The sequence below is a fragment of the Asanoa ferruginea genome (assembly GCF_003387075.1).
Classification (GTDB): Bacteria; Actinomycetota; Actinomycetes; order Mycobacteriales; family Micromonosporaceae; genus Asanoa; species Asanoa ferruginea.
Genome location: NZ_QUMQ01000001.1, coordinates 6,843,073 through 6,867,265 on the forward strand (window position 1 = coordinate 6,843,073; position 24,193 = coordinate 6,867,265).

24 protein-coding genes are annotated in these 24,193 nt (G+C 72.5%); 12 read left to right on the plus strand and 12 right to left on the minus strand.

The window, feature by feature from the left end; all coding sequences use genetic code 11:
- Positions 1-5: 5 nt before the first annotated feature.
- Positions 6-1,514, plus strand: coding sequence for an L-arabinose isomerase (gene araA, locus DFJ67_RS31930; RefSeq protein WP_116076879.1), 1,509 nt, complete (start codon positions 6-8; stop codon positions 1,512-1,514).
- On the opposite strand, the gene DFJ67_RS44450 is transcribed toward araA, so the two are convergent.
- The 3 genes from DFJ67_RS44450 to DFJ67_RS31945 are packed head-to-tail and all read right to left on the minus strand — an operon-like array spanning position 1,502 to position 6,502.
- Complete coding sequence (locus tag DFJ67_RS44450) at positions 1,502-4,318, minus strand: hypothetical protein (protein ID WP_170216077.1); 2,817 nt, start codon at positions 4,316-4,318, stop codon at positions 1,502-1,504. The two genes, araA and DFJ67_RS44450, sit on opposite strands and share 13 nt — an antisense overlap.
- A complete protein-coding gene (locus DFJ67_RS31940; RefSeq protein ID WP_147315677.1) occupies positions 4,302-6,188 on the minus strand; it encodes a S1 family peptidase in 1,887 nt (628 codons plus the stop codon). The genes DFJ67_RS44450 and DFJ67_RS31940 overlap by 17 nt, the downstream gene beginning before the upstream one ends.
- Positions 6,185-6,502, minus strand: a complete 318-nt coding sequence (locus DFJ67_RS31945; protein WP_147315678.1) for a CU044_2847 family protein — start codon at positions 6,500-6,502, stop codon at positions 6,185-6,187. The genes DFJ67_RS31940 and DFJ67_RS31945 overlap by 4 nt, the downstream gene beginning before the upstream one ends.
- A 123-nt stretch (positions 6,503-6,625) precedes the next feature.
- On the opposite strand from DFJ67_RS31945, the gene DFJ67_RS31950 reads away from it, so the two are divergent.
- Positions 6,626-7,009, plus strand: coding sequence for a MerR family transcriptional regulator (locus tag DFJ67_RS31950; RefSeq protein WP_116071891.1), 384 nt, complete (start codon positions 6,626-6,628; stop codon positions 7,007-7,009).
- Positions 6,988-7,320, plus strand: a complete 333-nt coding sequence (locus DFJ67_RS31955; RefSeq protein ID WP_116071893.1) for a thioredoxin family protein — start codon at positions 6,988-6,990, stop codon at positions 7,318-7,320. The genes DFJ67_RS31950 and DFJ67_RS31955 overlap by 22 nt, the downstream gene beginning before the upstream one ends.
- Before the next feature lie 4 nt (positions 7,321-7,324).
- On the opposite strand, the gene DFJ67_RS31960 is transcribed toward DFJ67_RS31955, so the two are convergent.
- Genes DFJ67_RS31960 through DFJ67_RS31975 form a run of 5 tightly spaced genes read right to left on the minus strand, consistent with a single transcriptional unit; the run spans position 7,325 to position 10,123 of the window.
- Positions 7,325-8,209, minus strand: a complete 885-nt coding sequence (locus tag DFJ67_RS31960; protein ID WP_116071895.1) for a hypothetical protein — start codon at positions 8,207-8,209, stop codon at positions 7,325-7,327.
- Complete coding sequence (locus DFJ67_RS44785) at positions 8,202-8,336, minus strand: sigma factor-like helix-turn-helix DNA-binding protein (RefSeq protein ID WP_409362985.1); 135 nt, start codon at positions 8,334-8,336, stop codon at positions 8,202-8,204. The genes DFJ67_RS31960 and DFJ67_RS44785 overlap by 8 nt, the downstream gene beginning before the upstream one ends.
- Positions 8,337-8,345: 9 nt before the next feature.
- Complete coding sequence (locus DFJ67_RS31965; protein WP_409362986.1) at positions 8,346-8,705, minus strand: sigma factor; 360 nt, start codon at positions 8,703-8,705, stop codon at positions 8,346-8,348.
- Between the two features lie 13 nt (positions 8,706-8,718).
- Entirely contained in the window at positions 8,719-9,624 is a 906-nt protein-coding gene (locus DFJ67_RS31970; RefSeq protein ID WP_116071897.1) for a hypothetical protein, read from the minus strand.
- Positions 9,617-10,123: a SigE family RNA polymerase sigma factor gene (locus DFJ67_RS31975; RefSeq protein WP_116071899.1), complete on the minus strand. Its 507-nt coding sequence runs from the start codon at positions 10,121-10,123 to the stop codon at positions 9,617-9,619. The genes DFJ67_RS31970 and DFJ67_RS31975 overlap by 8 nt, the downstream gene beginning before the upstream one ends.
- A 205-nt stretch (positions 10,124-10,328) precedes the next feature.
- Between DFJ67_RS31975 and DFJ67_RS31980 the strand changes: the two genes are divergently transcribed.
- The gene (locus DFJ67_RS31980) at positions 10,329-12,299 is read left to right on the plus strand and encodes an elongation factor G (protein WP_116071901.1); all 1,971 of its coding nucleotides are present in this window, start codon (positions 10,329-10,331) and stop codon (positions 12,297-12,299) included.
- Here the strand turns inward: DFJ67_RS31980 and DFJ67_RS31985 are convergent.
- The 4 genes from DFJ67_RS31985 to DFJ67_RS32000 form a co-directional block, all read right to left on the minus strand.
- Complete coding sequence (locus DFJ67_RS31985; protein ID WP_147315679.1) at positions 12,296-12,829, minus strand: DUF302 domain-containing protein; 534 nt, start codon at positions 12,827-12,829, stop codon at positions 12,296-12,298. The genes DFJ67_RS31980 and DFJ67_RS31985 overlap by 4 nt on opposite strands.
- A 66-nt stretch (positions 12,830-12,895) precedes the next feature.
- Positions 12,896-14,350 carry an NADP-dependent phosphogluconate dehydrogenase gene (gene gndA, locus DFJ67_RS31990; RefSeq protein WP_116071905.1) on the minus strand — a complete coding sequence of 485 codons (1,455 nt, stop codon included), beginning with the start codon at positions 14,348-14,350 and terminating at the stop codon, positions 12,896-12,898.
- A 132-nt stretch (positions 14,351-14,482) separates the two neighbouring features.
- Positions 14,483-16,396, minus strand: coding sequence for a 4-alpha-glucanotransferase (malQ, locus tag DFJ67_RS31995; protein ID WP_116071907.1), 1,914 nt, complete (start codon positions 16,394-16,396; stop codon positions 14,483-14,485).
- On the minus strand, positions 16,396-16,746 hold the full coding sequence (locus tag DFJ67_RS32000) for a hypothetical protein (protein ID WP_116071909.1): 351 nt from the start codon (positions 16,744-16,746) through the stop codon (positions 16,396-16,398). Before DFJ67_RS32000 ends, malQ begins: the two co-directional genes overlap by 1 nt.
- Before the next feature lie 79 nt (positions 16,747-16,825).
- On the opposite strand from DFJ67_RS32000, the gene DFJ67_RS32005 reads away from it, so the two are divergent.
- From DFJ67_RS32005 to amaP, 8 genes are all read left to right on the plus strand, one after another.
- Positions 16,826-17,149: a hypothetical protein gene (locus DFJ67_RS32005; RefSeq protein ID WP_116071910.1), complete on the plus strand. Its 324-nt coding sequence runs from the start codon at positions 16,826-16,828 to the stop codon at positions 17,147-17,149.
- A gap of 67 nt (positions 17,150-17,216) precedes the next feature.
- Entirely contained in the window at positions 17,217-21,437 is a 4,221-nt protein-coding gene (locus tag DFJ67_RS32010; RefSeq protein WP_116071912.1) for a P-loop domain-containing protein, read from the plus strand.
- Between the two features lie 89 nt (positions 21,438-21,526).
- Positions 21,527-22,027 carry an Asp23/Gls24 family envelope stress response protein gene (locus DFJ67_RS32015; protein ID WP_116071914.1) on the plus strand — a complete coding sequence of 167 codons (501 nt, stop codon included), beginning with the start codon at positions 21,527-21,529 and terminating at the stop codon, positions 22,025-22,027.
- A gap of 11 nt (positions 22,028-22,038) precedes the next feature.
- Positions 22,039-22,347: an Asp23/Gls24 family envelope stress response protein gene (locus DFJ67_RS32020; RefSeq protein ID WP_116071916.1), complete on the plus strand. Its 309-nt coding sequence runs from the start codon at positions 22,039-22,041 to the stop codon at positions 22,345-22,347.
- Positions 22,348-22,352: 5 nt separating this feature from the next.
- Positions 22,353-22,595 carry a hypothetical protein gene (locus tag DFJ67_RS43415; protein WP_211333978.1) on the plus strand — a complete coding sequence of 81 codons (243 nt, stop codon included), beginning with the start codon at positions 22,353-22,355 and terminating at the stop codon, positions 22,593-22,595.
- Positions 22,596-22,630: 35 nt separating this feature from the next.
- On the plus strand, positions 22,631-23,071 hold the full coding sequence (locus tag DFJ67_RS32030) for an Asp23/Gls24 family envelope stress response protein (protein ID WP_170216078.1): 441 nt from the start codon (positions 22,631-22,633) through the stop codon (positions 23,069-23,071).
- A 1-nt stretch (position 23,072) separates the two neighbouring features.
- Complete coding sequence (locus tag DFJ67_RS32035; protein WP_116071920.1) at positions 23,073-23,606, plus strand: DUF6286 domain-containing protein; 534 nt, start codon at positions 23,073-23,075, stop codon at positions 23,604-23,606.
- Complete coding sequence (gene amaP / locus DFJ67_RS32040; RefSeq protein WP_116071922.1) at positions 23,606-24,181, plus strand: alkaline shock response membrane anchor protein AmaP; 576 nt, start codon at positions 23,606-23,608, stop codon at positions 24,179-24,181. The genes DFJ67_RS32035 and amaP overlap by 1 nt, the downstream gene beginning before the upstream one ends.
- Positions 24,182-24,193 lie beyond the last annotated feature (12 nt).

Here is a 24,193-nt window from a genome sequence, read left to right on the forward strand (position 1 = left end):
TCGTGATCGACGACCCCTTTGCCGGCAAAGAAGTGTGGTTCCTGACCGGCAGCCAGGGCCTGTATGGCGAGGAAACCCTCCGTCAGGTCGCCGAGCAGTCGCAGCGGGTGGCGGCCGCTGTCGACGCGTCCGGCGAGGTGCCGGTCCGGGTGGTCTGGCAGCCGGTGCTGACCAGCTCCGACGCGATCCGCGAGCTGATCGGCCGGGCCAACGAGTCACCCGCGTGCGTCGGGGTGATCACCTGGATGCACACGTTCTCGCCGGCCAAGATGTGGATCGCCGGCCTCGACGCGCTGCGCCGTCCGCTGCTGCACCTGCACACCCAGGCCGACGCCGCCCTGCCGTGGGCGACCATCGACATGGACTTCATGAACCTCAACCAGGCCGCGCACGGCGACCGGGAGTTCGCCTTCGTGCTGACCCGGCTGAAGGTGCCCCGGACGACCGTCGCCGGGCACGTGAGCGACCCGGCGGTCGCCGCGCGGATCGGCTCGTGGACCCGGGCCGCCGCCGGCGTGGCCGAGGCCGGCGCGCTGCGCCTGGCCCGGTTCGGCGACAACATGCGCGACGTCGCGGTGACCGAGGGCGACAAGGTCGAGGCCCAGCTCCGGGTCGGCGTCTCGGTCAGCACCTGGGGTGTCAACGACCTGGTGTCGCTTGTGGACGATGTCGACGACGCGGCCGTCGACGCGCTGGTCGCCGAATACCTCGACCTCTACGACCTGGCCGCCGATTTGCGGCCGGGCGGCGCGAGGCACGGCAGCGTCCGCTACCAGGCGCGGGTCGAGGCGGGCCTGCGCGAGTTCCTGTCGAAGGGTTCGTTCGGCGCGTTCACCACCAACTTCGAGGATCTCGGCGGGCTGCGGCAGTTGCCCGGTCTGGCCGTGCAGCGGCTGATGGCCGCCGGCTACGGCTTCGGCGGCGAGGGTGACTGGAAGACGGCCGCCCTGCTGCGGGTGCTCAAGGTCGTCGGCGCCGGCCGGCCCGGTGGCACCTCGTTCATGGAGGACTACACCTACCACCTGGCGCCCGGCACCCCGAAGGTGCTCGGCGCGCACATGCTCGAGGTCTGCCCGTCGATCGCCGGCGACCGGCCCCGGGTCGAGGTGCACCCGCTGTCGATCGGCGGCCGCGACGACCCGGCCCGGCTGGTCTTCACGGCGGCGACCGGCCCCGGCGTGGTCGTCGGCTGGGCCGACCTCGGCGACCGGTTCCGCTGGGTGGCCAACGAGATCGACCTGGTCGAGCCCGACGAGCCCCTGCCCAACCTGCCGGTCGCCCGCGCGGTCTGGGAGCCCCGTCCGGACTTCTCGACCGCGACCGAGGGCTGGCTCACCGCCGGCGGCCCGCACCACACGGTGCTGTCGACGGCGGTGACCGCCGACGAGATCGGCACGCTGGCCGACCACCTGGGCATCGAACTCGTCCAGATCGACGCCGAGACCACCCGCCGCGGGCTGGCCAAGGAGCTGCGCTGGAGCGCGGCCTACTACCGGCTCGCTCAGGGGATCTGAGGTCCTTCGAGGGCACGGCGACACAGGTCGGCGGTGACCAGCCGGGCGGCCAGCGCCCACCGGTCGAAGGTGAGCAGGTCGAGCAGCGTGTGCCGGTCGCCGGCCGGCGCCGGCGGCACGCACAGCAGCGGCACGTCGAGCCACTCCGGCTGGTAGGGCACGGCCGCCCGGGCGACCGCCGCCGGCAGCAACCCGGCGGCGGCGGCCGGGACGAAGACCACGTCGATGGGAATCGTTCCGGCCGCGACCGGGTCGCCGTGCACCTCCAGCCGGAAGCCGTCGGGTTCGAGTTCGTCTTCCGCGCGGATGGTCGCCGACGGCACCTCCCAGCTCGCGACGGCCCGCGCCTGCGGTAGGGCGGTCCGGAACAGCGGGTGGGTCGCGACCGGGTCATCGTGCTCGTCGAACCACGAACTCGGGAGCATCAGGAAGATCGGCGGCGGCGCCGGTTCGGGCTCGGGCTCCTCTTGCGGAGAGTCGGTCGCCGGCGCCGGCGGGCGGAGCCAGGTCTCCAACTGCTCGCGTTCGGCGGCCAGCGACTCGGGCAGTTCGGCCAGGTCGACCGTTCCGGCCCGGGCACCGTGCACCGCCGCGAGCAGGGCGAGCGTCTCCGCGCGTACGTCTGGTGCCAGGTCGTCGTTGTCGGCGCGGGCCCGGGCGTCACCGAGCGGGTCGGTCGGCCAGTCGCGTTCGACGCTGGCGTAGAACTCCTCGATCTCGGTGAAGTCGGGCCGGGGCACCCCGTGCAGGTCGGCCACGGCATTGATCAGCGGCCGGGTGGTCGACCGCCAGTCGATGACCGCGGCGGCGCGCCGGGTCGCGGTCATGGCGGCCGTCAGGTCGGCCGTCCCGCGCGCGGTGTCGCCGCGGACGATCCGGGCGATGCCGATGACCTCCAGCGCGTCGTCGCGGTCGGCGCCCTCGGCCGACTCCGCGATCCCGGCGAACATGGCCTCGACCTTGTCGGTCTCGCCGAGCACGAGCCTGGCCATCGCACCGCCGAACAGCACGTCGCGCTCGTCGGGGCGGGCCGCGACGTCGCGGCTCAGGTCGGTCGCGATGCCGCGGGCGGTCGTGACGTCGCCGGCGATCAGCGCGGTCATCAGGTATTGCCACCACGCCCAGGTCAGGCCGGGCTCGATGGTGAGTCCCCGGTAGACCTCGAGCGCCTCCTGCGGGCGGCCCAGCCGGAGTAGGCAGAAGCCCCGGACCGCGTTGGTGTAGACGTCGCCGTCGTCGTCGAGCCGGTCCAGCACCTCCTGGTAGGCACCCGTGTTGGAGAGCACCCGCAGCCGGCTCCAGCGGATCTCGGCGCTGTCGCCGAGTTCCTCCGCCACCGCCGAGGCCCACCGCGACACCTGGTTCATCTCCAGCACATCGGCGGTGCCGGCGAGGTGGGCCCAACGGTCGCCGTCGTCGAACGCGTAGGCCACCGCCCGCAGCGAGGCGCGCAGCGCCAGCCAGTGCTGTGCGGTCCGGTCACTGATCATCAGCCGGGCCAGTTGCAGGCGGGCCAGCGCCTCGGACACGAAGCACCAGTCGAACGGCGGGAGATCGCCGTCGAAGGCCGCCCGGGCGTGCTCGAGCCAGCCGATGCTCTCCCGCAACTCGTGCTCGACGCCGGCGGTCTTGTCCTGCGCGAGCGTGATCACGCAGTCGGCCCGGCGCATCTCGAGTTCGCCGATCTCCCGCGGCGGCCCGTCCGGACCGAGAACCTCCAGAGCCCGGGCGTACGCGGCGGCGGCGCGCTCCAACTCGGCGGCCTCGACCCAGCAGATGCCGGCTTCGGTCAGTGTCGTGGCCGGGAAGTCTTCCAGACCCGCGCGGATCTGGAGGATCTCGGCGCGCAACGGGCTGTCGCCGATCGGAGCCTGTAGCTCGGCCCGGTGAACGGCCAGCGCGGCGACGTCGCGGTCACCCTCGCGCAGCGCCCGCTCGGCGACGGCCCACCACAGCTCCGGCACGGGCTCGACGAGCCGGTCCAGATCGGACTCGATGTCGTCGAGCGACGCCAGGCCTTCTATCGCCAGCCGGGCACCGCTGATCCGCTCCTCGAGGCTGGCGTCGGCACGCGCCCGGGCCGCCGCCTCCGCGGCGATGTCCAGGCCGGACCCCTCGGGCTCCCAGTCGGTCCCGGCATCGCTGTGCCGCCCCAGCATCGCCCGCAGGACGTCGGCCCCGGGCAGGCCGTCGAGCAGCGCCTCGGCGACCGGGGCCGGCTCGCTGACCACCGCCAGCCGGACCTGAAGCGCCGCCACGGCCGCCCGGGTCTGCCGGTCGGGAACCTGTTTGCCGGCGACCCGGACCCCGGCCCGGCCCAGGGCCAGGAAGCTCGCGGCCGGCGAGAGCACCTGCCAGCGCAGGCCCCGCGCCGCTGCGCCGACCAGGTCGGTGAGCGCGGCGGCGCCGTCGGGCAGTGGCACCTCGCGCAGCAGGCGGTCGACGGCGTCGGCGCGGCCCTGCGCGAGGGCGGTCCACGCGTGGTCGAGCCAGGGACCGACCCCGCGCAGCCCGTTGGCGGCCAGGTCGTCGACGAGCGCCGCGCGGGTCTCGGGCCAGCCGCTGTCGGTGAACGGCCACACCCGCAGCAACTGCTCGATCCGGGGCAGCACCGACGCCAGCCGGGCGCGGGCCTCGTCGACAACGACGAGCCGTTCCTTGACCGCGCGCTTCGTGCCCTTGAGCTGCTCGTGCGTGGTCAGCTCGCGGGCCGCGCGGACCAGCGGGTCGGTGCCGAGGTCCACATCGAACTCGGCGCGCAGGCTCGCGTGCAGCGCCGCGAGCGCGTCAACCAATGAAGCCATGACCGGCCTGCCTTGCTGAGTGGTGGGTCGCGCCGGGGCGCCTGACCGCCTGCTGCGGGCCCTGCTCCAGGAACTGACGGTCGGCGATCGGCGGCCGCAGCCGGACGCCGGTGCGGCCGGCGGTCAGCAGGGTGAACCAGCCGAAGCCGGCCGCGTCGTCGACCGGGCTGTCCTTGCTGACGAGGCGGCGGCCGCGCTGCACCGCGCTCTCCACGGTGCTCCGGTCGCGGCCCAGCGCTTCGTAGAAGCCCGAGTCGAACCGCCAGTATTGCCGCGGGTGCACCGGGTAGCTGGTCGCGACGACGGCCTGCACGCCCTTGGGCAGCCGGCTGCACAGGTTGCGCGGCGAGATCGGCCGCAGCTCCTGGAGCTCGGGCGCCATCCCGAACTCGAGCACCACGAGCCGGATGCCGTGCTCGCCGGCCGCGGTGAGCACCTCCTCGACGTCGACCCACTGCGGGTCGCCCTCCTCGACGAAGGTGAGCTGGGCGACGCCGTCTTCGACCCGGCCGAAACCGACGTAGTGCAGAGCGGCGTACGCCTGCTCGCCCATCCGTTCCTCGACCCAGGAATAGCGCGGGTTCATCGCGACGCCGGGGAAGTCGATGCCGTTGAGGCGCAGGCAGTCTTCCAGGTTGGTGCGCAGCACCCCGTCTTTCGGCCAGAGGATCTGGCGCCGGGTGCGGTAGATCGTCGGGTAGGAGTCGGCCCACTCCGACGGCTGGGCGATCACCGGCAGCACCCGCTCGGTGCTGTGCCCGGCGGCGACGCGGTCGTCGCCGCCCTCGTGCGGCAGCGCGCGGGTGAGTTGGAACCGGTCGTTGGTCGACAGGTAGCCCTGGTTGACCCCGGGCACCGCGGCCAGCTCCCACGGGATGTCGGCCAGCTCGCTGCCGTCTTCGACGTGCAGGCGGATCAGCGTGCTGTCGGCGAGGGCCAGCCGCTGTAGCTCCTCGCCGACCCGGCCCGGGAACAGCGCGCTGGCCAGCAGCCGGCCGAGCAGCGCGACCTCGGCCTTGTCGCGGACCCGGCGGCGCTGGGCCCAGCGGAACAGCGCCTCGGCGACCTCCTCGCCGAGCTTGTTGCCGGTGATGTCGTCGTCGGGCGACTGGCCCTCGCGTTCCAGCCCGATCCGCCAGCGCCGCAGGTCGCCGGCGACGTAGAGGTTGACCGTCGAGGCCATCTCCCAGGTGAACCCGAGCGCCTCCCATTTCTGCTGCTTGAGCTGGCCGCGCCAGGCCAGCGCCTCGACCGGCGGCTGCTCGCGGTAGGGGAGCAGCACGGGGAACGACGCGAACGCCTGCGCGACGGGTATCCCGGCCCCGCCGACGTCGCTGCCGGTGTCGTGGGAGAGCCGGGTGATCGCGACGACCGCGCCGGTGTCGAGGTTCATCACCGGGCCGCCGCTGAGCCCGCCGCTGATCAGGATGTTGCGCAGCTCCAGCAACTGGAGCCGGCCCGGACCCTCTTCCCGCGGGTGGCCGGCCGCGTCGGGAGTCTCCAGCGCCGGCGCGTAGCCGGACAGCGACCGGTAGCCGGCGACGCAGTAGCGGGCGTTGTGCAGGGCGCTGCCGAGCACGACCGCGGTGTGCGACCCGGCCGCCCGGGGCGAGTCGACCGTGAGCAGCGCCAGGTCGTGGGCCTCGTCACGGGCGATGTCGACGACGGCCAGCGGCTCCTGGTCGCCGGCACCGCCGTCCCACGGTCGCACCGCGAACGACCCGCCGCGCACGACGTGCTCGCAGGTCAGCAGCCGGCGGTCGTCGACGAAGAAGGCGGTGCCGCGGGGTGCGCCGTCGACGAGCACCAGCGCGGTGCTCCGCTTGAGCAGGTCGCGGAGCGACTCGAGCGGGATGACCGGCGAGCTCATGGCGTCTCCGGGTCGCGCCGCCACTCCAGCGTCACGTTGATGCTGGCCTCGCCCTTGCCCTTGCCGAACAGCGCGATCAACTGGCCCGCCTCGATGGCCAGCCCGCAGCCGATCTCGACGGTCACCGCGTCGGGGCCGACCTGCTTGAGCGCGTCGAGCAACTCCCGGCCGACCTGCTGGATCGGCCGGGTGACCGAGGCCAGCCGGGCGATGATCGCCTCGTCGGAGACGAGGGTGGGCCCGACCTGCTCGGCCCGCACCGCGAGGGCGACGTTGTCGGCGTCTTCCAGACGCACGGCGACCACTCGTTCCATCACAACCTCCTGCTGGCGCGCGGGCTGTCGTCATTGTGAGGGCGATCACGCCGTCCTGATACGCCCGAGTCGGGACCTTGACGGCTTGCCTTGACGTCGGTGGCAAGGTCTAGCGTCGGTGGCATGCTGATCGGGGAGCTGGCCGAGGCGGCCGGAACGAGCACCCGGGCGCTGCGCTACTACGAAAGCCACGGGCTGTTGCGGGCCGGGCGGTCGGCCAACGGCTACCGCGTCTACGACGACGCGGAGCTGCGGGTGGTGCGGGAGATCCGGACGCTGCTCGGCATCGGGTTCGGGATCGACGACATCAAGCCGTTCGTGGCCTGCCTGCGGGCCGGCCATCCGTCCGGCGACGTGTGCCCTGACTCGGTCGCCGTGCTGCGCCGCAAGATCGCCGAAGTCGACGCCGGCATCGACCGGATGCGCGAGGTGCGTGACCGGCTCCAGGATCAGCTGACCATCGCTATCGAAAGCCGGGAGACCGCATGCTTCAGCAAGACCTGCTAGTCACCGTCACCGACGAGACCTTCGCCGCGAAGGTGCTCGCCGCGCCGCTGCCGGTCGTCGTCGACGTCTGGGCCGAGTGGTGCCCGCCGTGCCACGCGATCTCGAAGAGCCTGGCCGAGTTGGCCGTCGAGCTCGACGGGCAGATGACCGTGGCGACCCTCGACGCCGACGAGAACCCGGCGACCTGCCGGGCCTACCAGGTGCGCTCGCTGCCCACCCTGCTGATCTTCAAGGGCGGCGAACTGGTCAGCGCGACCGTTGGTGCCCGGCCGAAGTCAGCGCTACGCACGCTGCTGGCCGGGCACCTCTAGCCGGTCATCGCCAGTCGTTGATCGCCTCCACGGCCAGGCGGGCGAACAACTCGGCGTCGTCGCGGTCGACCTCCCACTGCTCCCACGGGAGAAGCGTGAGCACTGTGACCACCTCGCCGACGCGGATGACCACGATGCGATGGTTCGCCGAACCGTTGTTCGACCGATCCGGCGGGATGATCATCGTCTCTACGACGTGGACCGCGTCGTCGCCGTATTTCGGCTTCCGGTCGGTCGTCACCTTGTATTTGATCGTGCCGTTGGTGTCCGTCTTGCACGTCGCCAACGCCGTGCGCAGGCGGCGCATGACCTCGGCCGCCCCGCCGGCCCGATAGGCGGAGATCGTCTGCGTGACGGAACCCTCCGGAGTCGAGCCGGCCGGGGCGTTCTGGGCCTGGTAGTAGGTCTTCTTCGACCGGCGTGCCGTCATGGAACGGTCGGCGGCCAGCGGGTCGTCGCAGAGTCCCGGCACCTGCTCGTCCTGCGGGACGTCGGTCTCGGTCCCGATCTCGGGCCGGCGCATGTCGCGGGGCAGCGCGAAGAACGCGCGATCGGGGATGGACGTGATCGACGGTTGCGCCGAGGTCGACGCCGGCGGCGTTGGCGACGCCGGCGGTGTGGTGGGCGCGGTGGTCGGTGTCGGGCTCGGGGCCGGCGACCCGGTGACGGTCGGCGACGGTGTGTCGGTGGGGCCGATGGGCGGCGGGCCGGGCCGCCCGAAGGCCGCGACGCCGGTCGCGACCAGGGCGACGACGACCGCGCCGCTGACCACGGCGATCCGCCGGTGTGCCCGCTTGTCCGCGGCATGGCGGAGGTCGGCGGCGGGTGCGAGCCCGGTGCCGTCCACTTCGGAGGCGAGCTGTGCCCAACCGCTGTCGAAGTCACGCATCGCGCACCTCCAGGTTGGTCGTCGGTTCGGTGAACTGGGCCGCGAGTCGTTGCCTCCCGCGGGCCAGCCAGGATTTGACGGTGTTGGCGGGCACGCCGGTCTCGGTGGCGATCGCCTCGACCGACATGTCGCAGAGCTAGTGCAGGGCCAGCACCTGCCGCTGGTTGGCCGGCAGGGCGCGGAGTGCCTTGATCAGCATGACCGTGTTCTCGCTCGGTGGTGGCGCGTTCGGTGGTGGCCCGGCGTGCCGCAGCAGGCTGCTGAGCCGGCCGAGGCGACGCCAGCGGTCGCGGGCCAGGCGGCCGATCACCAGCCGGACCCAGGCTTCCGGTGCCGGATGCGCCGCCACCGTTTCCCAGCGCCGCCAGGCTCGGGCGTACGCCTCCTGGACCGCGTCCTGTGCCTCGGTGTGGTCGCCGACAACCGCGACGGCGTAGCGCAGTGTCCGCACGGAGGTGCTGCGGTAGAACTCGTCGAAACTCGGTGCGTCCCGCATTCGATCTCTCCCGTCAACGCCAGTCGTCGATCGCCTGGACGGCGAGCCCGCCGAACAGCTTCAGGTCGGCCCGATCCGTCCGCTCGGCCGTGTCGTCGCCGATCATGAGCGAGGTCACGATGTCGCCGACCCGGATGATCACAGCGCGGAGCTCCCAGGTGGTGCGCCCCGACGTTTTGCCGGTGTCGGTGACCTGCTCCAGCACCTCGATCGCGTCATCGCCGTACGACGGTGAGCTCACGGTCTGGACCTTGACCCGCAGATTGCCCGCCGTTCGTGTGTCGCAGCTCGCGAGGTCGGCGCGGACCTGCTGCATGACCTTGGCCGCGCCGCCGGGGCGCTGTGCGGCGATCATCTGGGTGACCCACTTGTGCGGGTCGGCGTTGGCACTGTCGCCCGGGCTCCGGTAGGGCGTGATCTGGGCCCGCCGTGCGGTCTGGGTGGCGACGTCGCGGAGCGGGGTGTCGCACAGCATCGGCGCTTCGCGGCTCGCTCCGGTCAGGTCGGGCCCCATGCCCGGCACGCGCATGTCGCGCGGCAAGACGACGAAGGCACGGTCGGGGATCGACGTGATCGGTCGCCCCGACGACGTCGACTGCGGCGGTGGCGGTGCCGGTGGGGTGGTGGGCACCGGCGTGCCGGTCGGCGGCGGCGTCGGCGGCGTCGGCGTTGTTGTCGGGCGGGGGCTTTCGATGACGGTGGGCGACGGTCTGGTCGTCGGGCCGGGCGGGGTCTGGCCGGGCCGTCCGAAAGCCGCCACGCCGGTCGCGGCGAGGACAACGACGACGGCGCCGGTCACGACGGCGATCCGCTGGTGGGCCCGCTTGTCCGCGGCGCGACGCAGGTCGGCGGCGGGAGCGAGGCCGGTTCCGTCCACTTCGGAGGCGAGTTGCGCCCATCCGCTTTCGAAGTCACGCATCACGCACCTCCAGGTTGGTCGTCGTCGGTTCGGTGAACTGGGCCGCGAGTCGTTGCCGGCCGCGGGCCAGCCAGGACTTGACGGTGTTGGCCGAGACGCCGGTCTCGGTGGCGATCGCCTCGACCGACATGTCGCACAGGTAGTGCAGGGCCAGCACCTGCCGCTGGTTGGCCGGCAACGCCCGCAGCGCGGTGATCAGGACGACGGTGTTCTCGCTCGGTGGTGGCGCGTTCGGTGGTGGTCCGGCATGCCGCAACAGATTGCTGAGCCGGCCGAGGCGGCGCCAGCGGTCGCGGGCCAGCCGCCCGATCACCAGCCGGACCCAGGCCTCCGGCGCCGGATGCGCGGCGACGGTGTCCCAGCGCCGCCACGCTCGGGCGTACGCCTCCTGAACCGCGTCCTGTGCTTCTGTGTGGTCGCCGACGACAGCTACCGCGTAGCGCAACGTCCGCACGGACGTCGTGCGGTAGAACTCGTCGAAACTCGGTGCGTCTCGCACTCGATCTCTCCTCCCCGCTTGTGCCTCGTTTACGGCCCAGGGCCAGTCGCGGTTGCACCCACGAACTGTCGGGTCCTAAACCGTTTGCACGCCGCCGCCGGAGCTGATGGGGTGGTAGCGACTCATCCAGAAGGGATCTCCGAGATGCGTGCAGCTCGCGTGTTCGTTCCGTCGGCCATCACCGCCTACGCAGAGGACACCTCGCTTGCGCACGCTCAACCTCGGGATCTTGGCACATGTCGACGCCGGTAAGACCAGCCTGACCGAGCGGATCCTGCACACCGCCGGCATCATCGACGAGATCGGCAGCGTCGACGACGGCAGCACGCAGACCGACTCGCTGGCCCTCGAACGGCAGCGCGGCATCACGATCAAATCGGCTGTCGTGTCGTTCCCGCTCGACGACGTCACCGTCAACCTGATCGACACACCCGGCCATCCCGACTTCATCGCCGAGGTGGAGCGGGTGCTCGCCGTGCTCGACGGCGCGGTCCTGGTCGTCTCGGCCGTCGAGGGTGTGCAGCCGCAGACCCGGGTGTTGACCCGGGCGCTGCGCCGCCTCGGCATCCCGCTGCTGGTCTTCGTCAACAAGGTCGACCGCCGCGGCGCCCGGCCCGCCGCCCTGCTCGGCGACCTCGCGCGCCGGCTCGAGCTCAGCCCGCAACCGATGGGCACCGTCCACGGTGCCGGCAGCCGCGCCGCCACGTTCGCGCCGAGCGCCGGCAGCCCGCCCGGCCTCGTCGACCTGCTCGCCACCCGCTCCGACGCGCTGCTCGCGGCGTTCGTCGCCGACGGCCGGGTCGCCGAGGGCCGGCTCCGCGCCGAACTCGCGGCACAGACCGCCAGATCCTGGGTGCATCCGGTGTACGCCGGGTCGGCGATCACCGGCACCGGCATACCCGAGTTGATGGCCGGCATCCGCGACCTGCTGCCGGCGGCGTCCGGCGACCCGGCGGCCGCGCCGTCCGGCACGGTGTTCAAGGTCGAGCGGGGCGCGGGCGGCGAGAAGCTGGCCTACGTGCGGATGTTCGACGGCACGCTCACGGTGCGCGACCGGGTCCCGCTGCGCAACGGCCGCGTGACGGCCGACGCGAAGATCACCGGGATCGGCGTGTTCGACGGCGGTTCCCTGGTCGCCGGGCCGTCAGTGCCGGCCGGCCGGATCGCGGTCCTCCGCGGGCTCGCCGAGGTGCGGATCGGCGACACCATCGGTGCGCCGCGCCCCGGTGGCGGTCGGCATTTCGCGCCGCCGTCGCTGGAAACCGTGGTGGTGCCCGACCGGCCGGGCCGCGGTGGTGCGCTGCACGCCGCGCTGACCCAGCTCGCCGAGCAGGACCCGCTGATCGACCTGCGCCGCGACGACGTGCGCGACGAGACCTCGGTGTCGCTCTACGGCGAGGTGCAGAAGGAGGTCATCCAGGCCACCCTGGCCGAGGAGTACGGCCTGGCGGTCACGTTCCGCGAGTCGACGACCATCTGCGTGGAACGGGTCGCCGGCACCGGTGCGGCGCTGGAGCGGATCACCGAGGGGCCGTTCCTGGCCACCGTCGGCCTGCGGATCGAGCCCGGGCCGCCCGGGTCCGGGGTGGTGTTCCGGCTGGGTGTCGAGCTGGGTTCGATGCCGCCGGCGTTCTTCGCCGCGGTCGAGGAGACCGTGCACGAGGTGCTCGGCGAGGGGCTGCGCGGCTGGCGGGTGGTCGACGCGCTGGTGACGATGACGCACTCCGGCTACTGGGCGCGGCAGAGCCACGCGCACGGCACGTTCGACAAGAGCATGTCGAGCACGGCCGGCGACTTCCGCAATCTGACGCCGCTGGTGCTGATGACCGCGCTGCGCCGGGCCGGCACGGTCGTCGAGGAGCCGGTGCACCGGTTCCGCCTCGACCTGCCGGCCGACCTGCTCGGCGCGGTGTTGCCGGTGCTGGCCAAGCTCGGCGCGGTGCCGACCGGCACGGTCACCGACGGGCCGGCCGCGGTGGTCGAGGGCGACGTGCCGGCCGCGCGGGTGCACGACCTGGAGACCCGGCTCCCGTCATTGACCCGGGGCGAGGGCGTGCTGGAGAGCGCGTTCGATCACTACCGGCCCGCGGGACGCCCGCTGCCGCAACGTCCGCGCACCGACCACAACCCGCTCGACCGCCGCGAGTATCTCCTGCACGTGCAGCGGAGAGTTTAGGCCTGCCTCTCCAGCTCCGCGGGCACCGGCAGGTCGACCTTGCGCAGCACGCTCGCGATGGCCTCCTCGACCTGGATGGCGTGGTCGACCAGGTCGGGGATGGCGTAGCCGCCGAACAGGTCGCACGGCTTGTCGAAGGTCAGCGTCGAGTCGTGGTCGGGCTGCTCGGAGATGGTCAGCCGGACCGGCAGGTATTCGATGACCGCCGGGTCGTGCTTGTAGAGGCCCTCTTCGATCACCAGGTTGTCGGCCAGGTAGGTGACCGCGCGGAGCTCGTGGCCGGCGAGCCGCATCACCTGGCTGGGGTCGAACGTGGAGATGTTGACCAGGCCGTCGCCCGCGGTGCGGTTGGACAGGTTCTCCAGCGCGGGCCAGCCACCGCCGCCCTTGGCCTCGGCCGTCGCCGTGCCCCACGACCACGCCGGGACCGCGCGCTCCCACTGCTTGCGGAACTGGTCGAACGGCCGCCCCGTGCTGATCACGAAGCGCCGGACCGGCCGGCTCACCACCGATACGCCTTGCTCGCTCATGGCTCTCGCACCCTTTCCGCTGGCCGCGGCCCCGGGATAGCGGGGCCGCGGCGTGGGAGGCGGCGCCTAGGCGTCAACCTCCCGCTTGTCTTCGGCCCACATCGTGTGGAAGGAGCCGTCGCGGTCGACGCGCTGGTAGGTGTGCGCGCCGAAGTTGTCGCGCAGGCCCTGGATCAGCGCTGCGGGGAGCCGGGGGCGGCGCAGTGCGTCAACGTAGGCCAGCGAGGACGAGAAGACCGGGGTCGGCACGCCGCCGCGGATCGCGGTGACCAGCACCCGACGCCAGCTGTCGAAGCCGTTGGTGACGGCCTCGGCGAAGTAGGGGGCGACCAGGAGGCTTTCCAGGTTGGGGTTTTCCGCGTAGACCTCGCGGATCCGATCGAGGAACTTGGCCCGGATGATGCAGCCGCCGCGCCAGATCGTCGCCATCGCGCCCGGGTCGATGCCCCAGTGGTTGTCGTCGCTGCCGGCGCGGATGTGGTCGAAGCCCTGCGCGTAGGCGACGATCTTCGACGCGTAGAGCGCGTTGCGGACGTCTTCGATGAACTGCTTGCGGTCTTCCACCAGGCCCGAGATGTCGGTGTCGGCGGCCTTGCCGGCGTAGGTCTGCTGTGCGGCCTCGCGCTGCGCGACGTGGCCGGACAGCGACCGGGCGAACGTCGCCTCGGCGATGCCGGTGATCGGCACGCCCAGGTCGAGCGCGCTCTGCACGGTCCAGCGGCCGGTGCCCTTCTGCTCGGCGCGGTCCATGACCACGTCGATGAACGGCTTGCCGGTCTTGCCGTCGGTGTGTGCGAGCACCTCGGCGGTGATCTGGATCAGGAAGGAGTCGAGGTCGCCGCTGTTCCACTCCCGGAAGATCTCGGCGAGCTCCGCCGGCGAGGCACCCAGGCCCGCGCGGAGCAGATCGTAGGCCTCGGCGATGAGCTGCATGTCGGCGTATTCGATGCCGTTGTGCACCATCTTCACGAAGTGCCCGGCTGCTCCCGGACCCACGTGCGTGCAACACGGCGTGCCGTCGACCTGGGCGGCGATCTTCTCGAAGATCGGGCCGAGCTTGCGGTAGGACTCCTCGGAGCCGCCGGGCATGATGCTCGGGCCGAGCAGTGCGCCTTCTTCACCACCGGACACGCCGGTGCCGACGAAGTGCAGGCCCTTGGCGGCGAGGTCCTTCTCGCGGCGGGCGGTGTCGACGAAGTGGGCGTTGCCCGCGTCGATGACGATGTCGTCCTTCTCCAGGAGCGGCACGAGTTCGTCGATCACCGCGTCGGTCGCGGCGCCGGCCTTGACCATGATGATGACCGCGCGTGGCCGCCGCAGCGACGCGACGAAGTCTTCCATCGACTCGCTCGGGATGAAGTCGCCCTCGTCGCCGTGCTCCTTCACCAGGCTCTGGGTGCGGTGCACGCTGCGGTTGTGCAGGGCCACGCTGAACCCGTTGCGGGCCAGGTTGCGGGCGAGGTTGCGCCCCATCACCGACAGGCCGGTCACGCCGATCTCGGCGCGGGCTTCCGTGCTCATCTACCCCTCCGTGCTCTTCTGTCACGCCGGTCGGCGGCGCGAACCGTGATCAAGACCCGGTGGGCCGCCGTCCGTGCTGACGCGGGTGCCCCGTTCGGGCGATTGCAAACCACTTTTACCCAATTGATCCCGTCAGTCCCGTGGCCGCGCGGCGGCCAGCAGGCGCGCGATGGCGCGTACTCCCGGATGGTCCTGGATCTCCTCCCGCGGCAGCGGCAGTGGCAGCCGCCAGTTGGGGTACTGGTCGGTCGTGCCCGGCAGGTTGGGCTGGCGGGTCTCGCCGAGGACATCGTAGAGCGAAGCGGCGATCAACCGGGCCGGGCTGGCCGCCAGAGCGGCGTGCAAGGCTGTGATGATCGCGTCATCGTCCTCTTCGGACAACAGCCCGGCTGACCGCAACATGCTGACCAGAGCCTCTTTGTCGGCTTGCGCCCGTTCATGTTCCGCGGCCTCACCGGTCGCCAGCAGGCCGAGCCGCGCGCGCACCCGCACGTGCTCCTCGGTCAGGAAGCCCTTCGCGGTCGGCAGGTCGTGGGTGGAGACCGAGGCCAGCGCCGTACGCGGCCACTTCTGCGGTGGGATGAACGTCTCGCCGTCGCGGGTGAACCACAACACGGTCGAGCCGAGCATGTTGCGCCCGCGCAACGCCCTGGTCACCGACGGTTGCACGGTGCCGAGATCCTCGCCGACCACCACCGCGCCGGCCCGCTGCGCCTCCAGCGCCAGGATGCCGAACATCGCGTCGGCGTCGTAGCGCACGTAGGTGCCCTCGGCGGCGCCGGCGCCCGGCGGGATCCACCACAACCGCGACAATCCGGCCACGTGGTCGACCCGCAGCCCGCCGCCGTGCCGGAGCAGGGCGCGCAGCATGTCGCGGTAGGCGGCGTAACCGGTCGCGGCCAGCCGGTCGGGCCGCCAGGCGGCGAGCCCCCAGTCCTGCCCGAGCTGGTTGAACGCGTCGGGCGGGGCACCGACCCGGACACCCTGCGCGAGCACGTCGCCGAGCTGCCAGCCGTCGGCACCACCCGGGTCGACGCCGACGGCGAGGTCGTGCACGATCCCGACCGGCATGTCGCGCGCCGCTTCGGCCGCCGCGGCGAGCTGCTGGTCACAGAGCTGCTGCAACCAGACGAAGAAACCGACCCTTTCCTTGTACGCGTCGCGGGCCCGCCCGGTCGCCGCGCTGTCGGGACTGCGCAGCTCCGCCGGCCACTGCCGCCAGTCCGTGCCGTGCTGCTCGGCGAGCGCGCAGTAGGTGGCGAACGTCTCCAGATCGGGGTTGGCGGGTTGCACGGCCGCCAGGGGATAGAGCAGTTCGAGCGCGGTCCGCTTGGCCTGCCAGACCGCGTCGTAGTCGATCAGCTCACCGTCGTCGGGCCGCAGGGCGTCGACCTTGGCCCGGAGCGCGGCGTCGGCCGAGCCGTATGCGGCGGTGTCGGCGACCCGGATGTAGAGCGGGTTGGCGAACCGGCGGCTCGACGGTGAATAAGGAGAGGCCTGCACCGGGTGGTTGGGCCCGATCGCGTGCAGCGGGTTGAGCAGCACCAGCCCGGCGCCGGTGTCCGCGGCCCAGCCGGCGAACTCGCGCAGGTCGCCGAGGTCGCCCAGGCCCCAGGAGGCCGCGCCGCGTAGCGCGTAGAGCTGGAGCATCCAGCCCCAGGCGGGTGGCGGTGGCCGGAGCCGTCTCGGCGCGACCACGACGGTGACCTCCTGGCCGCCGCAGGCCAGCTTGTGCCAGCCGAGGGGCAGCCCGGTCAGGTCGGGCCCGACGCCGCGGGTGCTGCCGTCTTCGAGCGATACGGTGCCCGGCCCGGGCAGGGGACGCGTGTCGCCCTCGCGGAGCACGATCGTCGGCGGCAGCCGGTCGCTCGCCGGGGCTTGTTGCAGCGCGTGCCTGATCGCGGCCGGGCTGGTGGCGTCGACATCGAGCAGGCCGAGCACGCGTACGACGATGTCCCGATCGACCTGGGCCCGGTGGCCGTCGGCCGCGTCGTAGGCGGTGACCACCCCGTGTGCCGCGGCGAGCCGGCGCAGCTCGCGCTCCATCAGGCGGTCACCTTGTCGAGGTATTGCAGCAGGTCGTGCGCGGCCAACTCGACCTCCTTGTGCTTCCACGACGAGGCCCGGTAGACAACCGCGATCAGGCCGCTGCGGTGCAGCCGGCGCAGGTCACCGTAGACGAACGCGTAGCGGGCCTTGGTCTCGTCGGCGGCGCCCTCGGTCAGCCCGAGGTGCCATTCGGACAGCTCCGCCCACGAGTGCTTCTCGAGATAGGAGTTCTCGTCGTCGGCCCGCGGCTGCACGACACCCCAGTCGCTGTTGAGCACGTACTGCTTCGCGTCGATGAGCTGCCGCGCCTTGCGCACGGCGTCCTTGTTGAGCGAATACCTGGCCATGGGGTCATGTTCCCCGAACCGCCCGTGACCATGCCGTGCACACGCCGCGATCGACCACTGTGGCTTTACCCTGGTGGCCATGAGTGGAGTGGAACTCGTCGCCGCCGCGCTCGCCGCGGGTGCGTCCGCTGGGCTCACCGACACGGTCAGCACGGCGGTCAAGGACGCCTATTCCGCGCTGCGCGAGGCCGTCGCCCGGCGGATGGGGTCCTTGGACGCGGTGGAGACCGCACCTGGCGTGTGGTCGACCGACGAGCTCGCCGCGAGCGGCGTGGCCGACGACGCGGCGGTGCTGGCGGCGGCCGAGCGGTTGCTGCGCCTCACCGAAGGGCCGCGGATCGACCTGCGCGACGCGAAGGGTGTGCAGGTGGGTGACCACAACACACAGCACAACACCTTCTGAGCCGGTCGACGCCAGCCACGCGCGCGGCGTCCAGGTCGGTTCCCACAACGTTCAGCACAACACCTTTGTGACGGCTCCCGAGGTCCGCTCGTCCTATCTCGAGCAGGTCCGGCAGATCGCACCGGCGACGCTGGTCGACCGCGACGCCGAGCTCGCGGAGCTGGCGGCGTTCTGCACGGCGCCCGACGGCGGCCCCTACGCCTGGTGGCGGGCGCCGGCCTGGTCCGGCAAGTCGGCCCTGATGTCGACCTTCGTGCTGCATCCGCCGCCCGGCGTGCGGATCGTCTCGTTCTTCGTGACCGCGCGCCTCGCCGGCCAGCACGACCGCGCGGCCTTCGTCGCGGTCGTGCTGGAGCAGCTCGCGGAGCTGCTCGGGCAGGCGCTGCCGGCGTATCTGACCGAGGCCACCCGCGACGCGCACCTGCTCGGGCTGCTCGCCGAGGCGGCCCGGGCCTGCGAGCGGCAGGGCGAGCGGCTGGTGCTGGTGGTCGACGGCCTCGACGAGGACCGCGGTGTCGTCGCGGGTGACGACGCTTACAGCATCGCCGGGCTGCTGCCGGCACGGCCGGCCGACGGGCTGCGGGTGGTGGTGTCCGGCCGCTTGCACCCGCCGGTGCCCGCCGACGTGCCGGGCGACCACCCGCTGCGCGATCCCGCGGTGGTCCGGTCCCTCGCCACGTCGCCCCACGCGGGCGACGTCCGGCGCGAGGCCGAGCGCGAGCTCAAGCGCTTGTTGCGGGGGACGGCGGCCGAGCAGGACCTGCTCGGCCTGCTGACGGCGGCCGGCGGTGGGCTCTCCGGCGCGGATCTGGCCGCCCTGACCGGTGTGCCGTCGTGGCAGATCGAGGATGCGTTGCACGCCGTGTCCGGGCGCACGTTCACGACCCGGGCGGCGCCCGGTGCGCCGGTCTACGTGCTCGGCCACGAGGAACTCCAGCGGTCGGCGATGGCGTTCCTGGGTGAGCGGCGGCTGTCGGACTACCGCGGCCGGTTGCACGCCTGGGCCGACGGCGTGCGCGCGGCCGGGTGGCCGGCCGAAACGTCCGACTACCTGCTCCGCGGCTACCCCGGTCTGCTGATCGCGGCGGGTGACACCCGGCGGCTGGTCGCGCTCGCGACCGACGAGGTGCGGCACGACCGGATGCTGGCCGTCACCGGCGCCGACAACCTGGCCCAGGTCGAGGTCACGGCGGCGCAGGACCTGATCGTCGCGGCTCGCGAGCCGGACCTGGCGGCCCTGCTCCGGGTCGCCGTCCAGCGCGACCATCTGTCGCGGCGGAACGCCAACCTGCCGACCCTGCTGCCGGCGGTCTGGGCGAGGCTCGGTCAGGTCGCGCGGGGCGAGGCGCTGGCCCGGTCGATCACCGACCCGGCCCGGCAGGCGGTCGCGCTCGCCGACCTGGCCTACGCCATCACCGACGGCGAACGCGCCGCGCTGCTCGCCGAGCAGGCCGCCGCTCTGGCGCTCGAGATCACCGATCAGGATTCGCGGTCCGCGACCCTCGCCGAGTTGGCGGAGGCGGCGGCGCGGACCGGCCGGCATCGGGCCGCGACCGAACTGGTCGGGGAGGTCGCCGCGGCCGAAGACCGGTCGAAGGCGTTCGCCGAGTTGGCCGCGGCCGCCGCCCGGCGAGGCGACCCGGCGGCGCAACAGGCCTACCGGGCGGCGGCGGAGGACGCGGCGCTGGCCATCGACGACCCGCGGACGCGGGAACGCACCTTGAGCGGGTTGGCCGAGGCCGCCTGGGCCGGGGGCGACCACCACAGGGCCGCGGGTCTGGCCGGCCAGATCCATCCGGGTGGTCGGACCCGGGCGCTCGATCGGCTGGCGCACGCCGCCCTGCGCAGCGGCGACGTCGCCGGAGCGTTGACGTTCGCCGACGCCATCGCCGACCCGAGGTCGCGCACCTCGACCCTCCGGGCGCTGGTCAGCGCCGCTATCGAGGCCGGGCGCGGTGCCGACGCGGCCGAGCTGGCGACGGCCATCGACGACGAGGCCGAGCAGGCTGAGGCCCTCGACGAGCTCGCGCGGCACGTCGCCACCGGGGGTGACTACGACCGCGCCGCCGCACTGGCGGCGATGATCGGCGGCTGGCGGCAGCGGGCCGACACGATCGGTGCCCTGGCCGGGCTCGCCATCCGCCGCGAGGCCTACAACGCGGCATTTCGCCTACTCGACGAGCTGGACCTGACGGACGACCGGGCCGACGCCGTCGCCGAATTGGTGCGCAGGGCCGCCAAGGAGGACCGCGACGCGGCCGAGCGACTCGCGTTCGCGGCGGGGAAACGCGCCGACCGGGCCGCCGCGTTCGGTGCGCTGGTGGAACTCGCCATCGAGGCGGGTGACCTCGCCCGGGCCGAAGTATTCGCGGACGGCATCTCCGAGGTGGACAGCCGGTCGCTCGCCTGGCGTGCGCTGGTCCGGGCGATGGCCGAGGCCGGCGACACCGACCGGGCGGCCACCGTCGCCGCGCGTCTCACCGATCCCGTTGACCAGGCCGCCGAGCTGCTCACCCTGGTGCGGGAAGCCCTCGACCGTGGCGACCGGTCGACAGCGCGGGTCCGCGCCGAGTCGATCGTCGACCCGTGGCAGCGCGCCCGCGGGTTGGCCGAGCTGGTGCGAAGCGCGGTCGAGGCCGGCGAGGTGGATGTCGGTGCCGAGATCGTGGAGGGGATCAGCGACCCGAGCCTGCGGGCCGAGGCGCTGGCGGTGCTGGCCCGGGTCGCCGCGGAGGCCGGCGACCTCGGCCGCGCGGCAACCGTCGCGGCCGAGGCGGAAGCCCTGGGCCGATCGACGGTCGCGGGTGCGGCGGCCGACGGCGGCGCCGTGATGGCGTTGGCCGTTGCGGCGGCAACGGCCGGCGGCGACCCGTTGCGCCGCGCGATCGCGCTCGCGCGCACGAGCGCGGACCTGACGGACCGGGCCCTCAACCTGCAATCCCTGGCCGCCGTCGCGGCCACGGCCGGTGACCCCGAGCTCGCCGGCGTGCTGCGGGCGGAGACCGACGCGGCGGTCGCCGGTATTCCGGACCCCGGCGACCGCAGCTTGCTGCACGCGGGGCTCGCCCGGCAGGCCGCGACCGCGGGCGACCACGAACGCGCCCTCGAGCTGGCACTCCTGGTCCGGGTTGGCGATCAGCAGAACTACACCGTCAGCACGCTGGTCGACCTCGCGATCGAGGCGGGTGACCTCGACCGCGCGGAACGGCTGGCCGCGGCGATCGGTGACGCGTCCCATCGCGGTTACATCTTGGCGCAGCTCGCGGATGCGGCCGCCGCCCGGGAAGAGGACAGCCGTGCGGCCCGGGTGGCCGGGGCGATCCAGGATCCGATGTGGCAGGAGGCCAGCATCGAGGCCCGCGCGGCGTCCGCTATCCGGTTGGGCGACCGGGAGCGGGCCCGGCTCCTGGCCGAAATGGTCCCTGGCGACACCGCGCGCGACGGGATTCTCGTCGAACTGGCCCACCAGGCGATGGACGCGGGCGACCTGGCGGGGGCGGCCGGCATCGCGGGCTCGGTCTCCAGCGTCGCCCGCGACGACCTGGTCGGCGAGGTGGCGCGCGCCGCGATGTTCGGTGGCGACCTCGACTTCGCCGCTGAGCTGGCGCGGTCGATGGACGAGGGTTTCCTGCGCTCGCAGCTGTTCGCCGAGCTCATCCGGGCCGCGCTGCGCGCCGACGACCTGGACCGCGCGGTCGACCTCGGCAGCGACGCCGACGGCGACGAACCCGGCGAGCAGACCGCTCGGCTCGCCTGGGCCGCGGCGTCCGCCGGCGACCATGAGTTGTCGCTCGCGCTCGCGGCCCGGGTCGCCGACATCTATCACGGCGGGCCGGTGGTGGCCGACCTGATCCGGCTCGCGGCGCGCGACGGCGACCTGGACCGGGCGGCGGCGTTCGCCGAACTGGTCGACAACGCCGACGAACAGGCCCGTGCGCTGGCCCCGCTCGCGGCGCGGGCCGCGAACGGCGGCGACTTCACCCACGCGGCTGCGCTCGCCGCACGGATCGTCGATCCCGCCGCCCGGGAGCGTGCCGTCACCGAGATCGTCCGGGCGGCCGCGGCGGCGGGGGAGCCGGCTCGGGCGGCGGAGCTGGCCCGGGGCGCCGGTGGGCCCGACGGACAGGCGAGGGCCCTTCTGGCCATCGCCGAGACCGTCGATCCGGGCGATGCGGGGCCATTCCTCGCGCAGGCGCTCACGCTGACCGGCTGGACCGCGGTGGTGCGGACGTTGGCCAAGATCCGCCCCGAAGTGGTCGATTCGGTAGCCGCCGATCTTCTGGGTTGAGAGGAATCTGGTGGTTTAACAGCAACGATTACGGTAAGTCAACTGTCATCGCACAACCTGTCATCAATCCTCACGAACAGGACGTAGTGATGACGCAGACTGCCAGTAGAACCGACCAGGGCTCCGCCGAGCAGCACCTTCGCGGCGGCGGGCACAACGGTGGCCAGATCACGGTCGCCGACGGTGTCGTGCAGAAGATCGCCGCGATGGCCGCCCGGGAGGTGTCGGGCGTCTACGCGATGGGCTCCGGCACGGCCCGGACCGTCGGCGCGATGAAAGACATCATTCCCGGCGCCTCCGCGAGCTCCGGCCAGGGCGTGGGGGTCGAGGTGGGCCAGAACGAGGCCGCCGTCGATCTCGACATCGTGGTGGAGTACGGGGTGTCGGCCAACGAGCTGGGTAGAGGCATCCAGCGCAACGTGAAGTCGTCTGTCGAACGGATGACCGGGCTCGACGTCATCGAGGTCAACGTCAACATCAACGACGTGCACCTGCCCGACGACCCTGAGGGCATGAGCAGCGGCCAGGGCAGCGGCAGCCTCAGCTCGAGCACCACCACCGGCCGTAGCGGTGAGTCACGGGTGTCATGACGGCGCAACCGATGACCGACGTCGACGCCACGATCGACGGTGTCGACGTCGACAGGCTCGCGGCCGCCGCGGAAGACTGCCCGGCCGTCGACGCGCTCGTCGACGGTCCACCAGCGGGTGCTGCCACGTATCTTCCCCGGCGCCGGGTCACCGGGATCCGGATTGAGGACGACGTGGTGACCATCCAGGTGCGGCTCCGATGGGGGTCGACGGTCGGGCAGCTGGCCCAGCAGGTCTGGTCGGCGGTACCGCCGCTGGTCGGCCGGCACCGGGTCGACATCGTGGTCGCCGATATCACGGAGCCAGCCACGAGGGGTTGAGAGCAATGACCAAGACGATTTTCGGTACGGCGATCGGAGTCGCACTCGGCTTCGCCGTGGCGTTCGGAAACTTCGGCGACCTCGCCCTGGTCGGCCTGTTCGCGCTGGTCGGCTACGGCGTCACCAAGGTCGTGACCGGAAGCATCGACGTCGGCGCCACGATGCAGCCCCTGCGCGACCGCTTCCAGCGGAGCAACGCGGGCCGCGGCAACGTGGGCCGAAGCAACGTGGTGCGGAGCAACCAGTGACCGACGAGCGACCGGTGTCCGCGGAGGAGCCGAGGATGACGCCGGCGACCGAGCCGAGTGTCGCGGTGGCATCGCCTCCGCCCCCGCCTCCTCCGACGAGACGCCAGGACCCGGACTATCTGGGCCGGGTGGTGATCTCCGAGCGGGTGGTGGCCAAGCTCGCGGCGCAGGCGGTCTACGAGACGCCGCGCGCCGGTGCGGCCGCGCCGCGGGTGTTCGGCAGCATCATGCCGGGCGCCGGGCATATGGGCATCCGCGCCTCCGACCTCGCCGCTCCACCCAAGGTCAACGCGCAGATCGACGCGTCGGTGGTCTACGTCGACATGGCGATCAGCGTCCGCTGGCCCGATTCGCTCAGCGAGGTCACCGAGCGGATCCGGGACACGGTCGAAGACCGGATCAAAGCCTGGACCGGGCTGACCGTGGCACGGGTGCGAATTTCCGTGACCGACCTCGTCGTCGACGGAGTGTCCTGACATGAGACAAGCCAACCGGATCCTGGCGATCATCTTCGCGCTCGGATTCATGTTCCTGGCCCTGCTGATCGTGGTCGAGCTGATCTTCGAGCGGTCCGGGGCCGGGCCGGCGATCGTCAACTGGCACAGCATCTACGACTGGATGGGCAGCCGGACCTGGGACTCGCGGAGCGTACGCGTCATCGGCGGTTTGTGTGTCCTGGGTGGTCTGGTGCTGCTCGCGCTTCAGCTCATTCCGCGCAAGAAGCCACGGTTGCGGGTACGCGGCGCCGACGACGAGATCGACGCCGCGATCGACCGCAACAGCGTGGTGCGCACGGTGCAGCAGGCGGTCGGTGACATCGACGGGATCAGCCGGGCCCGGGTCGCACTGCACGGCAACAAGGTGACGGTGGACGCCCGCCGGCGGGCCGAGCAGTCGGAGGGCACCACCACCGAGACGGTCGCCGCCGCGACCCACCGGGCGGTCGACGCGCTGCACCTGCGCCGACCACCCCGGATCAGCGTCAAGCTCGACACGGCGAAGGAGCGGTGATGCTACGCGGACACGCCGACCGGATCACCCGGATCGTCCTCATCGTCATCGCCGCCTGCTTCCTCGCCATCGGGGGCGCGATCATCGCCGCCAACACCGGCCTGTTCGCCAGCGGCTTCCCGCAAAGGACCCTGCTGGAGAACCCGGCCGTGTCGTGGATCGGCGGCCACAGCACGTGGTTCTGGCCGATCGCGGCCGCGGTGGCCACGGTGCTCGGCGTGCTGGCGTTGCTCTGGCTCATCGCCGTGCTGCGCGGGCCGACGAAGACCCACGACCTCTCGATCGACGGCAGCGCGCGCACGACGCTCGGCGCGACCGCGCTGCGCGACGCGTTGACCAACGAGATCCAGGGCTATCGCGGCGTCGACGACGCGAAGGTCCGGGTCTACGGCGACGCGATCCAGCCGAAACTCGGTGTGCGGGTCAGCCTCACCGCCGACGCCCGGGTCGCCGAGGTGCGCGACCGGATCGAGCAGCAGGCCTTGGCGCATGCCCGGGAGGCGCTCAACGCACCGGGGTTGCCGGTGATCCTCGATCTGGGCGTGAGCAAGAAGAGCAGCCCGCGCGTGGAGTGACGGGAACGCGGT